12 protein-coding genes are annotated in these 13,965 nt (G+C 33.0%); 10 read left to right on the forward strand and 2 right to left on the reverse strand.

What is annotated here, in order from left to right; translation table 11 throughout:
- The first annotated feature begins 1,533 nt into the window (after window positions 1-1,533).
- The 5 genes from tilS (at window position 1,534) to NEH75_RS01155 (ending at window position 7,312) form a co-directional block, all read left to right on the forward strand.
- Window positions 1,534-2,913: a tRNA lysidine(34) synthetase TilS gene (gene tilS, locus NEH75_RS01135; protein ID WP_055242406.1), complete on the forward strand. Its 1,380-nt coding sequence runs from the start codon at window positions 1,534-1,536 to the stop codon at window positions 2,911-2,913.
- Window positions 2,906-3,445, forward strand: a complete 540-nt coding sequence (gene hpt / locus NEH75_RS01140; RefSeq protein ID WP_055242408.1) for a hypoxanthine phosphoribosyltransferase — start codon at window positions 2,906-2,908, stop codon at window positions 3,443-3,445. Before tilS ends, hpt begins: the two co-directional genes overlap by 8 nt.
- A gap of 15 nt (window positions 3,446-3,460) precedes the next feature.
- Window positions 3,461-5,494 (forward strand): ATP-dependent zinc metalloprotease FtsH, encoded by a 2,034-nt coding sequence (ftsH, locus tag NEH75_RS01145; protein ID WP_055242410.1) that lies wholly within the window; start codon window positions 3,461-3,463, stop codon window positions 5,492-5,494.
- A 629-nt stretch (window positions 5,495-6,123) separates the two neighbouring features.
- The gene (gene hslO / locus NEH75_RS01150) at window positions 6,124-6,993 is read left to right on the forward strand and encodes an Hsp33 family molecular chaperone HslO (RefSeq protein ID WP_262948352.1); all 870 of its coding nucleotides are present in this window, start codon (window positions 6,124-6,126) and stop codon (window positions 6,991-6,993) included.
- Between the two features lie 16 nt (window positions 6,994-7,009).
- On the forward strand, window positions 7,010-7,312 hold the full coding sequence (locus NEH75_RS01155) for a hypothetical protein (RefSeq protein ID WP_055242414.1): 303 nt from the start codon (window positions 7,010-7,012) through the stop codon (window positions 7,310-7,312).
- A gap of 44 nt (window positions 7,313-7,356) precedes the next feature.
- On the opposite strand, the gene NEH75_RS01160 is transcribed toward NEH75_RS01155, so the two are convergent.
- Entirely contained in the window at window positions 7,357-7,533 is a 177-nt protein-coding gene (locus tag NEH75_RS01160; protein ID WP_156343902.1) for a hypothetical protein, read from the reverse strand.
- A 166-nt stretch (window positions 7,534-7,699) separates the two neighbouring features.
- Between NEH75_RS01160 and NEH75_RS01165 the strand changes: the two genes are divergently transcribed.
- Window positions 7,700-8,983, forward strand: coding sequence for an alkaline phosphatase family protein (locus NEH75_RS01165; protein WP_262948353.1), 1,284 nt, complete (start codon window positions 7,700-7,702; stop codon window positions 8,981-8,983).
- Between the two features lie 29 nt (window positions 8,984-9,012).
- Here NEH75_RS01165 and NEH75_RS01170 read toward each other — a convergent pair whose 3' ends face one another.
- The gene (locus NEH75_RS01170; protein WP_055242418.1) at window positions 9,013-9,384 is read right to left on the reverse strand and encodes a helix-turn-helix domain-containing protein; all 372 of its coding nucleotides are present in this window, start codon (window positions 9,382-9,384) and stop codon (window positions 9,013-9,015) included.
- Between the two features lie 255 nt (window positions 9,385-9,639).
- Between NEH75_RS01170 and NEH75_RS01175 the strand changes: the two genes are divergently transcribed.
- Genes NEH75_RS01175 through NEH75_RS01190 form a run of 4 tightly spaced genes read left to right on the forward strand, consistent with a single transcriptional unit; the run spans window position 9,640 to window position 13,297 of the window.
- On the forward strand, window positions 9,640-10,596 hold the full coding sequence (locus NEH75_RS01175) for an ABC transporter permease (protein ID WP_055277010.1): 957 nt from the start codon (window positions 9,640-9,642) through the stop codon (window positions 10,594-10,596).
- Window positions 10,583-11,533, forward strand: coding sequence for an iron chelate uptake ABC transporter family permease subunit (locus tag NEH75_RS01180; RefSeq protein ID WP_262948356.1), 951 nt, complete (start codon window positions 10,583-10,585; stop codon window positions 11,531-11,533). Before NEH75_RS01175 ends, NEH75_RS01180 begins: the two co-directional genes overlap by 14 nt.
- A complete protein-coding gene (locus tag NEH75_RS01185) occupies window positions 11,530-12,285 on the forward strand; it encodes an ABC transporter ATP-binding protein (RefSeq protein WP_055277006.1) in 756 nt (251 codons plus the stop codon). Before NEH75_RS01180 ends, NEH75_RS01185 begins: the two co-directional genes overlap by 4 nt.
- 37 nt (window positions 12,286-12,322) lie before the next feature.
- Entirely contained in the window at window positions 12,323-13,297 is a 975-nt protein-coding gene (locus tag NEH75_RS01190; RefSeq protein ID WP_262948358.1) for a siderophore ABC transporter substrate-binding protein, read from the forward strand.
- The last annotated feature ends 668 nt before the right edge of the window (window positions 13,298-13,965 follow it).

Raw genomic sequence — 13,965 nt, forward strand, 5'->3', positions numbered from 1 at the left:
CAGAGTGAGAGCTGGTTTGAGAAAAAAGTGTGCGAGTAAGTTAGTGTGTGATCTGTGTATAAGTTTGGTAAATAAATCAGAAGTCGGAGCTGGTTTGAAAAAAAGTGTGCGAGTAAGTTAGTGTGTGATGTGTGTATGAGTTTGTTAAGTAAATCAGAGTTAGAGCTGGTTTGAAAAAAAGTGTGTGAGTAAGTTAGTGTGTGATGTGTGTGAAGTTTGGTAAACAAACCAGAAGTCGGAGCTGGTTTGAGAAAAAAGTGTGCGAGTAAGTTAGTGTGTGATGTGTGTATGAGTTTGTTAAACAAATCAGAAGTCGGAGCTGGTTTGAAAAAAGTGTGCGAGTAAGTTAGTGTGTGATGTGTGTATGAAGTTTAATGATCTATATGTAAAACGTTGAGCTAATATAGAGACGTTTAGTTAGTAATAAAAATTGCTAAAGTTTAATAGTAGGGTAGTATGATAATTAAGGTTTCAAAATGTAAGAAAATTAATTATTGAATCAGATGAATGATTTAGTCGGTAAAACGTATGGATGGAGTTGAGATAAGTTTTCCATGTGTGAGTATGTGTATGAGTTTGGTAAGTAAATCCAGATTCAGAGCTAGTTTGTAACAAATAGGTATGAAAATCAGATTAAGGTCAGAGCTAATCTGATTAAAATGAGTTAAAGAATGTATATGCGAGTTAATTGATTAATAGGTTCCAGTCGGAGTGGGCATATTAATAGTGGAACTTATCCACAATTTAAAAAAATCAGAAACGAAATTGATTTTATGTACAGGAATTTATAAAAGTAGAGGCTATCTTATAGATAGAATATCTCATAATTGGGGTCGGAGCCAATTTTGTTGATCGATCACTTAATAATTGAATGAAGTCTTGAGTAAGACGAAGATTAAAAATATGAAAGGACTTATGAATTCATACTCTAGAAAGAGCCATAAAGAATGGATGAGAATAAAAATGTATGAAGTAATAAATCAAAGATTATTTATTATAGTCAAATATCCAGGTGGTTATACATAAGTAATTTAAAATTAAGAAAAGATTCTAAGAAAACAAAAAGAGCTACCAACGTTTGCTGGTGGCTCAAAAAATTAATGTAGTATAATAGTGCTTTTCCATGTGAGAAGCCGTGTTCGGACAGACAATTGAATAGATGCCACGATAGAAATATCGTTTTTACCGGATACAGGGCCGTATTCGGAGGTCCGCCTAAGATGAAGGACCACTAATAAGTAATTTTATCTGTTAATAAAAATTGATGCTTAAGGCTAAGGAAATTAATAAGATTATGTGCGCAAGTAATCTTGTTTAATATTCTTTAGTAACGCACCTTTTGTGCAAGTTTATAGATTGTAATAGAGCTCATTACAATTAAAAGCGATCAGAATTTTATCTGATCGTTTTTAATTATAATTGGATAATGGGGAAAAAGTGTATGAAACTTTAGGCGATACTTTTTTTTTACCTCAAAATGGATATAATAGATTATAAGCGTTTTTTATGAGTTATAAGGAGTTTGAGATTTTAATGCAAAAGGTTATATTAGAGACGATAAAAAAATACAATTTATTTGAGAAAAACAACTCGGTTATTGTAGCTGTGTCGGGAGGTGCGGATTCGATGGCATTATTGCATTTCATGAAGCACTTTGCTACAACTCATCAACTACGTTTAATCGTGGCTCATGTTAACCATAAAAAACGAGAAAACTCAGAGTTAGATGAAATCTTAGTTGAACAAGTTTCACGTGCTTATGATCTTCCCTATGAGGTCTATTACTTACCTAAAACGAATGAGGTTGAAAACTTTCATGAATATGCGAGAAATAAACGTTATGAGTTCTTTAAGTCAGTAGCCAACGATTACGGGGCGGGATGTTTAGTGACAGCACATCACGCAGATGATCAACTAGAGACTCAGCTTCATCGGTTCTTATATCAAAATATTCCTAGTGGTTTAATTGGCATTGAACCAACGACTATAAATGAAGGATTAAAAGTTGTTCGACCTTTAATTGCTGTTACTAAGAAACAAATCTATGAATATTGTGAAAAAGAGCAAGTCTTGTTCAGGGAAGATGAATCTAATAAAAGTGATGTTTATACAAGAAATCGTATTAGAAAGTATATTGTTCCGGAGTTGGTGAAAGAAAGTCCATCTATTTATGAACATGCAAGGATGATTAGTGAGCAATTAAGTGAAGATGAAGCCTACTTTTCCGCACAAGTTGATCAATTAATGAGTCATGTTTTTCAAAGTGAAGGAACTTTTGAAGTCTCGCGAAGTTTTCTTCAAGAATTACCTCCAAGTTTAATGAGACGTCTTATTAAACGGATTTTACAGAAGTTTACACTCAAAGATATTCAAACGATGCATATTGAAGAAATTCAAAAACTTATTAAAAATCCGAAGCCTAATTTAATGTTAACCTTACCACATCAAATCAGTTGTATAATCGCATATGATGTAGTAAAATTCTCTACAATACCTCTATTGGAGCATGACTATGAAGTGGTTCTATCATTTGATACAAGGACAGTTTTACCCATTGGTTCTGTGATTAAAGTAAGTGAGAACAAAGTCGATGAAAAAACGGAAAAATCTTGCATTAATAAAGTTCATTTGTGTTATAATGAAATAGAATTACCTTTAAAAGTTAGAACGCGTAGACCAGGCGATCGTATTCAGTTAATGAATGATTATGGATCTAAAAAAGTAAAGGAAATTATGATTGAAAATAAGATTCCTAGGGTACTAAGAGATTCTTGGCCTATTGTAACAGATGCCAATGATCAAATCATTTGGATCCCGCTTTTAAAAAAGTCAGCGCTTTGTCATCGACAAGTAAAAGGTCATGTAATTACAATTGATTATTGCCACCGTGGAGGGAATGAAAAAGATGCATAACGATATTAAAGAAATTTTATTTACAACTGAGCAAATTGAGGCCAAAGCAGCAGAATTAGCAAAACAATTAGAAATCGACTATGCGGATAAAAAACCAATTTTATTAGGTTTATTAAAAGGATCAATTCCTTTTATCGGAGATTTAATGAAACACATGAACATTCCAGTTCAAATCGAATTTATGGATGTTTCTAGCTATCACGGGGGAACAACTTCTTCTGGACAAGTTAAAATTTTAAAAGACTTAGATACTTCAGTGGAAAATCGTCATATCATCATTGTTGAGGATATCGTAGATACAGGGTTCACATTAGATAAAGTGATTGCGTTATTAAAACATCGTGGAGCAGCTTCAGTTGAGGTGGTAACAATGTTAGATAAACCAGAAGGACGCGTCGTTGTCATGGAACCTAAATATATTGGATTTAATATTCCAAAAGCATTCGTTGTAGGATACGGATTAGATTATGATGAGTATTATCGTAATTTACCATATGTAGGTATTCTTAAAGAAGAAGTCTATATGAATTAAGAAAGAGGTGCGAAAATGCCGCCAATTAATCCAAAGGATAAGATTAATAGCATTAAAAAGAAAAGTAGTTTTAATAAAAAAGGTCCACAAAGTATTGGAATCTACTTCATTCTATTTATTATTGTTTTAGGATTATATGGATTTATATTTATTGAACCGGAACAAACAGTTATTGAAGAACCAACATATAATGAATTTGTTACACAAATTGAAAACGAGAATGTCCTTTCAATGGATGCTCGTCCAATCGATGGAGAAGATAATAAAAACTTATGGACTATTTCAGGTAAGATGAAAGTTAATGGGAAGGAAACTCCTTATACAATCATTGTAGCTGATACTGCTTATGATAAAATAAGTGACTTAGCTATTAGCCATAATGTTAGCTTAACAAATGGTGTAGCACCAACGATTGGTAAGGTATGGAGTTTCTTATCTTATGCTGTATTAACAGTATTATTCCTAGGGGTTATCATGTTCATGTTTAGATCAGCCCAACGCGGGAATAATAAAGCATTTGACTTCGGTAAGAGCCGTGCGAAGTTATCAAAACAAGAAGGGATTTCATTTGATGACGTAGCCGGAAATGATGAAGAAAAAGAAGAGTTAGTAGAAGTTGTGGACTTCTTAAAAAGCCCAGCTAAATATAATGAAATGGGTGCTCGTGTACCAAAAGGTATTTTATTAGTCGGGCCTCCAGGTACAGGTAAAACATTACTTGCTCGTGCCGTAGCTGGTGAAGCTGGTGTGCCATTCTATTCAATCTCAGGTTCAGATTTCGTTGAGATGTTCGTTGGGGTTGGAGCAAGCCGTGTTCGTGATATGTTCCAAACAGCTAAGAAAACAGCACCATGTATCATCTTTATTGATGAGATTGATGCTGTGGGTCGTCAACGTGGAGCTGGTATGGGTGGAGGACACGATGAGCGTGAACAAACATTGAACCAGTTACTTGTTGAAATGGATGGATTCGGTCCAAACTCTGGAATTATTGTTATGGCTGCAACAAACCGACCAGACGTATTAGATCCAGCTTTATTACGTCCAGGACGTTTTGACCGTCAAATTACAATTGGTCGTCCAGATGTAAAAGGACGTGAAGCAATTTTAAGAGTACATGCTCGTAATAAGCGTTTAGCACCTGAAGTACGTTTAGAGGATATCGCCCGTCGTACACCAGGATTTAGTGGTGCAGATTTAGAGAACTTATTAAATGAGTCAGCGTTATTAGCTGCTCGTGATAATCGTAAGCAAATTCAAATGAAAGACGTGGATGAAGCAACAGACCGCGTTATGATGGGACCTGCTAAAAAATCGAAAGTCTTCTCGAAGAAAGAGCGTCGTGTTGTTGCTTATCATGAAGCAGGACATGCTGTTGTTGGTATCAAACTTGAAAATGCTGAGGTTGTTCATAAAGTTACAATCATTCCGCGTGGTGAAGCAGGTGGTTATGCCTTAATGCTTCCTGAAGAGGAAACATATTTACAAACAAAACAAGATTTATTAGACCGTATTACTGGTTTACTTGCTGGACGTGTGTCAGAAGAAATTACATTTAATGAAGTAACAACAGGAGCTCATAATGACTTCCAAAAAGCTACAGCGATTGCACGTGCAATGGTAACAGAGTATGGGATGAGTGATTTAGGTCCAATCCAATACGAACAACGTAGTGGAAATGTCTTCTTAGGACGTGACTATAATAAAGATAAAAACTTCTCTGATCATTTAGCACGTCAAATTGATGAAGAAATTCATAAGATTATTAGTGAGTGTTATAATCGTTGTCGAAAAGTTTTACTATCAAATCAAGACTTAGTAAAATTAATTGCTGAGACATTATTACAATACGAAACATTAACTAAAGAACAAATTGATGAGTTAGTTGAAAAAGGGAAGTTAGAAACAACTGCTTATAGTGTAGCTGATTCAAAAGAAGATAAAAAACAACCTAAATTTAAGTTAGTTCGTGAAGGTAACTATAAGTTAAAATCAACCTTAACTGTTTCGAAAGAAAAGTTACCAATCATTGATTTAACAAAAGAATAATTTTTTGAATAAATATAAAAAAACCGCTTCTTGTATGAAGAGCGGTTTTTTATTTGATTCGGTGTTTTAAGTGACGGATAACCGTATAATCAAGGGAACAAATAATAATCATTAAGAGAATTCCAATAATCAAAATTAATCCAATAATAATTCGACGACTTATTTCCCATATCTGACAGGATAAGAAAAGAAAAGTCAGAAAGGAAGCACTCAGGATAATTAGGCATTGGTCATTAATCTGGTGTCGTTGAATAAACCAAAGGAATAAAATCCCTATCCAAATATAACGTTCATAGGGTTGAAGATTTATTGGACTGAAAATTAGGAGTGGAATCAAACAAAGAATAAGTCCTAATGCTAAAAAATTTCTTAAATAGTACAAATAAAATCCCCCTATCCGTTAAAAATAAGGGTTGAATAGCCCATTATTAGTTTATAAAATTAGAGTAAAATATATGCATATATCGTGTAGTTTTATCTATAGGAAAAAATCATATAGTTATTGGGATAATGAAGTAGATGGATAATGAAAGTAACTTTTCAAATAGACACCATTCGTGTAAAATTGATAAACGAGATATTAGTTTCTAATTTCCTAAGAAATAACTATCAATCAGGAGGAATCATAGATGAAAGATTATTTAGTAAAAGCTTTAGCCTTTGATGATCAAATTCGTGCGTTTGCAATTAGTTCAACGAATTTAGTTGAAGAAGGGCGCCGTCGTCATGGATGTTGGCCAACAGCATCTGCTGCATTAGGTCGTACTTTAACAGTTGCAGCGATGATGGGAAGTCAATTAAAAGGTGAAGAAACAATTACAATTCGTATTAACGGGAACGGGCCCATCGGATCAATCATTGTTGATGCAGATTCAAAAGGAATCGTTCGTGGATACGTAACAAACCCAGAGGTTCATTTCCAATATAATTCAGGAAAATTAAATGTTGGAATGGCTGTTGGAACAGATGGACAATTATCAGTAACAAAAGATTTAGGATTAAAAGATTACTTCACAGGACAAGTTCCATTACAAACAGGTGAAATAGGTGATGATTTCACTTATTATTTTGCAGTATCTGAGCAAGTACCATCTGCAGTTGGAGTTGGGGTTTTAGTTGATCCAGATAACTCTGTTCGTGCAGCAGGAGGATTCATTGTTCAAGTGATGCCAGGTGCAACAGAAGAAACACTAACTAAATTAGAAACAGCATTAGCTAATATCAAGCCAGTTTCTACAATGATTGATGAAGGATATACACCAGAAGCTATTTTAGAAGCGATTTTTGGTAAAGATGAAGTTCGTATTTTAGATCGTCATGATGTTCATTTTGAATGTAAATGTTCAAAAGAGAAATTTGAAACTGGAATCATGAGCTTAGGTAAAGATGAAATTCAAGCAATGATTGATGAGGATAATGGTGCAGAAGCAGTTTGTCACTTCTGTATGGAACGTTATCAATTTACAGCTGAGGAATTAGAGGCATTAAAAAATAGATAATAAAGGATAAAAATCAATGGGACAATATGAAGAGCAAGTAGAAGTTGTAGAAGCAGAAGTTATCAGTGATGGTAGCCAGTCTTCGGAAAAAGATTATTGGCGTAAACAGCTGAAGGAAGAGTTAAGAGCAGAATTGCGTGAAGATTATCATCATCAACTTCGTAAAGGAGTACTGTCTGCTTTAGGGAAAAGTTATAATCTTGGAATGATGATTGCAGTTGTTGTCTCATTTAGTATTCATCACTCCATCTTATGGGCTATTATCCATGGTCTATTAGGATGGTTTTACGTCATTTATAAAATTCTTTTTGGTTACTAAAAACAAAAATCCATTATTTCATTATGAAATAATGGATTTTTATTTTACATTGGATAAAGTAGATTAATCACCTGTTCAATATTAGGTCTTAAATCCAATTCTCTTAAATTTGTTGAACGTTTAAGATAGGAGATATCTGGTTCAACTGAAACAGGTGTTTCAATTCCAATAAAAAAGAGCAGAAAAGCGCAAATGATAAGAAGTGTGTTAAGCAATTTCATAAATATCGCTCCATTTCCTATTTAACTAATATATTGTACGTCCTAAATATAACGAGTGTGCGACTTAAAGTTGGACAATTAAATTAATTTATGTCATCATTATAAATGAATAGAGTGATTTGTAGCATCAAGTTAGAGGAGTACAGCAAGAAAGAGAGTGGAATCAATGAAGAAAAAATTATTATTAATTTCCTTAGACGCAATGATTGGTAAAGATATTGAAATTTTAAAAACTTTACCGACATTCGCCCCCATTTTAGAAAAAGCATCAATTGTTAAGTCAGTTGAAACAGTTTATCCATCAATGACTTATACAGCACATGCCTCGATTGTATCAGGAACTTATCCAGAAAAGCATGGTGTTATTACAAATGAAGTGTTCACACCATTAATGAATAAAGCACCTTGGTATGAATTACGTACACAAAACAAAGCTCAAATTTTACCTGAGTTGGCGCAAGAAAATGGATATTCAGCATTCATTAATAGTTGGCCAACTTTAGTAGGAGCTAACGTAGACTATGTTATTCAACGTGCAGGGATTCATTATCCAAAAGAAGAACAAGAATCAGAAATTCGAAAAAACTCAAATGCTGTTTTAACACAAGAAATGTGGGATTACTGTGCAGAAGCATGGACATTACCAAATTACTATTCAACAGATAAATTCTCTGCATTAGCTTCAAAATATGTGATTAATCGCTATCAGCCAGATTTAATATTAATGCATATGACATTACCAGATCATTATCGTCATTCACATGGTGTATTATCTGAAAAGCTAGTAGATGCTTATAAGTATTTAGATGATATGTTAGCTATTGTTGTGGATGAATTAAAAGCTCAAGGATTATACGAGCAAACAACATTTGTATTTTGTTCAGATCACGGTCAAGTAGATATTGATATGAGCGTTAATGCCAATAAATTATTAATTGAAAATGGATTGTTAACAGTAGATGAAGAAGGAAACATGACAGATTGGCAAGTCTATGTTCAATCAAGTGCTGTTTCGGCTCATGTTTATTTAAAAGATCCAACTGATCAACAGTTAACAGATAAAGTGTATCAATTATTAAATGAAAATCGTGAGTTATTATATATTGAGCATATCTTTACTCGTGAGCAAGTGAAGAAAACATATCGTTTAGATGGAAACTTCACCTTTGTTTTAGAAGCAAAAGAAGGATCTTCATTTGGATTTAATATTATGGCGGATTACCAAAATCCTATCATGAATGAAGATTACCGTGTAAGTCGTGGGACACATGGTCATATTCCAAGTAAAGGAGAACAGCCATGTTTAATTTTAAGTGGTCCAGGAGTATTAGAAGGAAAAGAACTTTCTGTTGCTAAAGTTGTGGATATTGCTCCAACATGTGCAGCTATTTTAGGATTTGAAATGCCTGAAGCAGATGGACGTGTGTTACGAGAAATTTTAGTTGATTAATAATAAAAGAGGCGTAAGTAACTAGTTACTTACGCCTCTTTTTCGTTGGGATGAGCAATTTTACGATACTGTAAAGGAGTCATTCCTGTTAGTTTTTTAAATGTCATATTAAAGTAATTTTGATTATTAAATCCTACTGATAGAGCAATTGATAATGTTGAGAGATTTCCTTCTCTTAATAGCTCTTTGCTTTTTTCAACTCGAACTTCATTCACAATTTGTGAAAATGTCTTTCCTAACTCTTTTTTTAAAACAGAACAAAAATAGCATTTATTCAAGTGAAAATAACTTGCAACATCTTCAAGTTTTAATTGACGATCAAAATTTTGCTCTACATAGTGGTAGACACGCTGTCCATATAAACCTACTTTATTAGACTCATTTATAGTTTCTTGCTTCATATCCACACCTCGCTCATTATATTAGAAGGTGCTTATTTACAGAAAACACCACTAACGTAAAAATAGTTATAAAAATCTAAATATAATCAAAGAAATTAATTTTTATAACTGCTATAATATAATCAGTAATTTGATAACGATTATCAATTGCGTTGAGGTTATTATAGCATATAGAAGATAAAGAGTAAATATGAAGATAAAGAGTAAATATGAAGATAAAGAGTAAATATGAAGATAAAGAAAGAGGGGGTAGACTTGAAGAAGAGATATTTAGCAACTTTGCTTATCATCTTATCCGTCATTTCCGTGTTTATTGGAGTCAGTGAAGTGACACTATCAGCAATTTTAAATGGCGATAGTCATCAATTATATATTTTATTTGTCAGTCGTATACCACGTTTATTAAGTGTTTGTGTAACTGGGATTGGAATGAGTATCTGCGGTTTAATTATGCAGCAGCTGACAAGAAATAAATTTGTTTCACCAACGACAGCAGCAACGATGGATTTTGCAAAGTTAGGAATGTTAATTGCAATGGTATTCTTTGCAGGGGCTTCACTCGTCCATAAGATGCTGTTTGCTTTTATTTGTTCATTATTTGGAACATTTTTATTTATGGGGATTATGAAGCAAGTAAAATTTCAAAATTCCTTATTTATTCCGTTAATCGGGATGATGCTTGGAAATGTCGTCAATTCGATCACAAGCTTTATTGCTTATCAGTTTGATCTTGTACAAAATATTTCTTCTTGGGCACAGGGAGATTTCACGAACATCATGAAAGGAAATTATGAGTTACTTTATTTAAGTATTCCTCTTGTTGTTGTCGCTTTCTTATATGCCAATAAATTTACGATTGCTGGGATGGGAGAAGATTTTTCAACTAATCTAGGGCTTAATCATAAATGGATTGTCAATGTAGGATTAACGATTGTCGCTTTAATTACATCGGTCATCATTATTACCATTGGATCGATTCCGTTTATCGGATTAATTGTTCCAAATATTGTATCGATGTACTTAGGCGATAACTTAAAACATAGTTTAGGACATACTGCATTACTAGGAGCAGTATTCTTACTGATTTGTGATGTGATTGGACGCTTAGTCATTTATCCGTATGAAGTATCGATTGGATTAACTGTTGGAATTATCGGAAGTGTCATTTTCTTATACATGTTGATGAGGAGGGATTCAAATGCGTCGGCATAAAGTTTTATATATCCTATTCCTATTAGTAGTAGTATGTAGTGTTTTATTCTTAGTTTATGGATTGAACCCCAACTCTTATCAATACGCCTTATCAAGACGTATACCAAAATTAATTGCAATTGCAATGACAGGAAGTGGAGTCGCTGTTTCATCAGTTATTTTCCAGACAGTTACAAATAATCGAATTTTAACACCAAGTGTATTAGGATTAGATTCACTTTATAATTTATTTCAAACATTAATTGTCTTTTCTTTAGGATCATTGAATGTCGCTTTAATGGGATCAAACTTAAACTTCTTGATTGCAGGAGGATTAATGATTGTCTTCTCATTATTCTTATTTAAAATGATGTTTAGAAGAGAAAATACAAATTTATTCTTCTTATTAATGATTGGAATGATTTTTGGAACCTTATTTAGTAGCTTATCATCATTTATGCAAATGGTCATGGATCCAAATGAGTTCTTAATTGTTCAAAATAAGATGTTTGCAAGTTTCAACAATGTTAAGTCCTCCTTATTGGGTATCTCAACTATTACGATGGGACTTACTCTATTTTGGGTTTTAAAAGATGCTAAAAAGTTAGATGTTATAGCTTTGGGAAAAGAACAGGCTATTAATTTAGGGATTGATTATGACCGAATGGTTAGAAAAATGCTTGTTGCTGTAGCCATCTTGGTTTCTGTTTCTACAACTTTAGTAGGGCCTATTACTTTCTTAGGGATTTTAGTCACGAATTTAGCTTATCAAATGATTAAAGATTATCGTCATAGTATCGTCATTCCAACGTCTATCTTACTTAGCTTATTAGCTTTAATTGGAGGGCAGTTCTTAGTCGAACGAGTATTCCAATTTAATACAACCATAGGGGTTATTATTAACTTCGTCGGTGGACTTTACTTTATTTATATCTTATTGAAGGAGGAACGTTTATGATTGAGGTTAAAAATATTTCAAAAAAATATGGTTCTAAAGCAGTCGTGAATAATGTTTCTTTCCAAATCAAGCGTGGTAAAATTACTTCATTTATAGGTCCGAATGGTGCAGGAAAAAGTACTGTTCTCGGCATGATGAGTCGATTGCTTAAAAAAGATTCAGGTGAAGTATTTATCGATGGAAAAGAGATTTCTAAATGGGACACAAAAGAATTATCAAAAGTGATGGGAATCTTAAAACAAAGTAATCACTTAAATGTTCGTTTAACCATTCGTGACTTAGTTGCCTTTGGACGTTTCCCACATAGTCAAGGAAATCTAACATCAGAAGATCAGGTTAAGATTGATGAGGCATTAGCCTATATGCAACTAGAAGATATTCAACATAAATTCTTAGATGAATTAAGTGGAGGGCAACGACAACGTGCTTTTATTGGAATGGTTTTAGCTCAAGACACGGATTATATCTTCTTAGATGAACCATTAAATAATCTAGATATGAAACATAGCGTTCAGATTATGAAGATGCTACGCCGAATTACGGATGAATTAGGTAAAACCGTTGTTATTGTTATTCATGATATTAACTTTGCTTCTTGTTATTCAGATGAAATTATCGCCTTACAAGATGGTGAGATTGCGGTAACAGGAACAGTCAATGAAATTATGCAGGCGTCAACATTAAGTAAGTTATATGACATGGAGTTTAATGTTCAAGAAATCAATGACAAAAAAATCTGTGTATATTACTAAGCTTAGTTGAAAATATAAAATAAAGGTGGAGAAGAAAATGAAAAAAGGATTAAAAAAATTATTATCGACTTCAGCAGTATTAGCGGGGTTAGTGGCTTTAACAGCATGTGCTCAAGCACCAGCAAGTGAAGGAAATGCACAAGGTGAAGGTGAATCAGAAGAGCTAAAAACAATCACTGTTACTCATGAATACGGAGAAACACCAGTCAAAGAAGAGCCTAAAAATGTTGTTGTTTTCGACTTTGGAATTTTGGATGCATTAGATTATATGGGAGTTGAAGTAACAGGTTTACCACGTTCAGGTTCATTACCAGCTCACTTATCAAAGTTTGAATCAGATGAGTATGCAAATGCAGGGTCATTAAAAGAACCAGATTTAGAGGCAGTTTATGAAATGAATCCGGACCTAATCATTATTTCTGGTCGTCAAGCAGATTATTATGAGGAATTAAATGAAATTGCTCCTACTATTTACATGGGACTTGATAATGAGGATTATTTAAAATCATTTGAAGAAAATATGACGTTATTAGGCGATATCTTTAATAAAGAAGATATTGTGAAAAAAGGATTAGAAGAAGTTAATGAAAAAGTTGAAGCTTTAAATAAAGAAGTAACCGCTCAAGGATCAAATGCATTAGTTGTGTTAACGAACGAAGGATCTGTTAGTACATACGGTGCATCTTCTCGTTTTGGAATCATTCATAATGGTTTTGGATTTGCTGAAGCAGATGAAAACATCGAATCAGCTGCGCAACACGGAGCAAAAGTTTCATTTGAATATATCGCTGACTTAAACCCAGATTACTTATTCGTTGTTGATCGCGGTGCAGTTGTCGGTGGAGAATCATCAGCACAAGGAACATTAAATAACGAATTAATCAATTCAACAGATGCAGCTAAAAATGGTAATATTATTTACTTAGATGCAGCACTTTGGTACACAGCAACTGGTGGATTTACATCTACACTAAAAATGGTTGATGAAGTTTCAACAGCTATTCAACAGTAATTTAATAAAAATAGGGTGATTATAATCACCCTATTTTTATCACATGCACCGTAAATTGCTTATGATAATACCCTGCCTGTCATAGGATAATAGAAGTAAAAAAAATAAAAGTATAAAAAATCACAAAGTTTTCGTGTTTTTTCACAAAAATACAAAATTTTGTAGTATAATAGAATCTGTTAAGAAATTTGAGATAGTATAATGAATCTAATCAGTCATGAGATTAGGCTTATTATTACCACTAAAATGTGAATTTGAATAACCGATTATTTCGGTACATATTCCCTATAGATTAGTTTTGTACTCCTCAAATAAAATAAGACTAACTTTAAATCTATGATTTGCAGCGCAGATTTAAAAAACTTCAAATTCTCATACTATCTTAATAATCGATTTCTTAATAAGCTCTGACAGTTGTCAGAGCTTTTTTTATAGAATAGAAAAGTAATTTTAAATGATAAAAAGAATCCACAAGAGAATAGAATTTTCGGCAGAATGTTATAAGTCTTTATTAGCTGATTAGTATAAGTATGTAAAATATTAGGTGAATTAAGCTGTATATTTCTCATATCTTTTGAGTGTGAAAAGAGCCATTTTAATTGGTAGGCAGATTTATTTTAAACTATGGTATTAGATTGGACTATTTGGTATAATAGCCTCATTAAATG

This window comes from Turicibacter sp. T129 (assembly GCF_025594975.1).
Classification (GTDB): Bacteria; Bacillota_I; Bacilli_A; order MOL361; family Turicibacteraceae; genus Turicibacter; species Turicibacter bilis.

Excerpts from the sequence above, each read along its gene's own strand:
- tilS (WP_055242406.1), top strand. The coding sequence starts at position 1,534 with ATGCAAAAGGTTATATTAGAGACGATAAAAAAATACAATTTATTTGAG.
- hpt (WP_055242408.1), top strand. The coding sequence starts at position 2,906 with ATGCATAACGATATTAAAGAAATTTTATTTACAACTGAGCAAATTGAG.
- ftsH (WP_055242410.1), top strand. The coding sequence starts at position 3,461 with ATGCCGCCAATTAATCCAAAGGATAAGATTAATAGCATTAAAAAGAAA.
- hslO (WP_262948352.1), top strand. The coding sequence starts at position 6,124 with ATGAAAGATTATTTAGTAAAAGCTTTAGCCTTTGATGATCAAATTCGT.
- NEH75_RS01155 (WP_055242414.1), top strand. The coding sequence starts at position 7,010 with ATGGGACAATATGAAGAGCAAGTAGAAGTTGTAGAAGCAGAAGTTATC.
- NEH75_RS01160 (WP_156343902.1), bottom strand. The coding sequence starts at position 7,533 with ATGAAATTGCTTAACACACTTCTTATCATTTGCGCTTTTCTGCTCTTT.
- NEH75_RS01165 (WP_262948353.1), top strand. The coding sequence starts at position 7,700 with ATGAAGAAAAAATTATTATTAATTTCCTTAGACGCAATGATTGGTAAA.
- NEH75_RS01170 (WP_055242418.1), bottom strand. The coding sequence starts at position 9,384 with ATGAAGCAAGAAACTATAAATGAGTCTAATAAAGTAGGTTTATATGGA.
- NEH75_RS01180 (WP_262948356.1), top strand. The coding sequence starts at position 10,583 with ATGCGTCGGCATAAAGTTTTATATATCCTATTCCTATTAGTAGTAGTA.
- NEH75_RS01185 (WP_055277006.1), top strand. The coding sequence starts at position 11,530 with ATGATTGAGGTTAAAAATATTTCAAAAAAATATGGTTCTAAAGCAGTC.
- NEH75_RS01190 (WP_262948358.1), top strand. The coding sequence starts at position 12,323 with ATGAAAAAAGGATTAAAAAAATTATTATCGACTTCAGCAGTATTAGCG.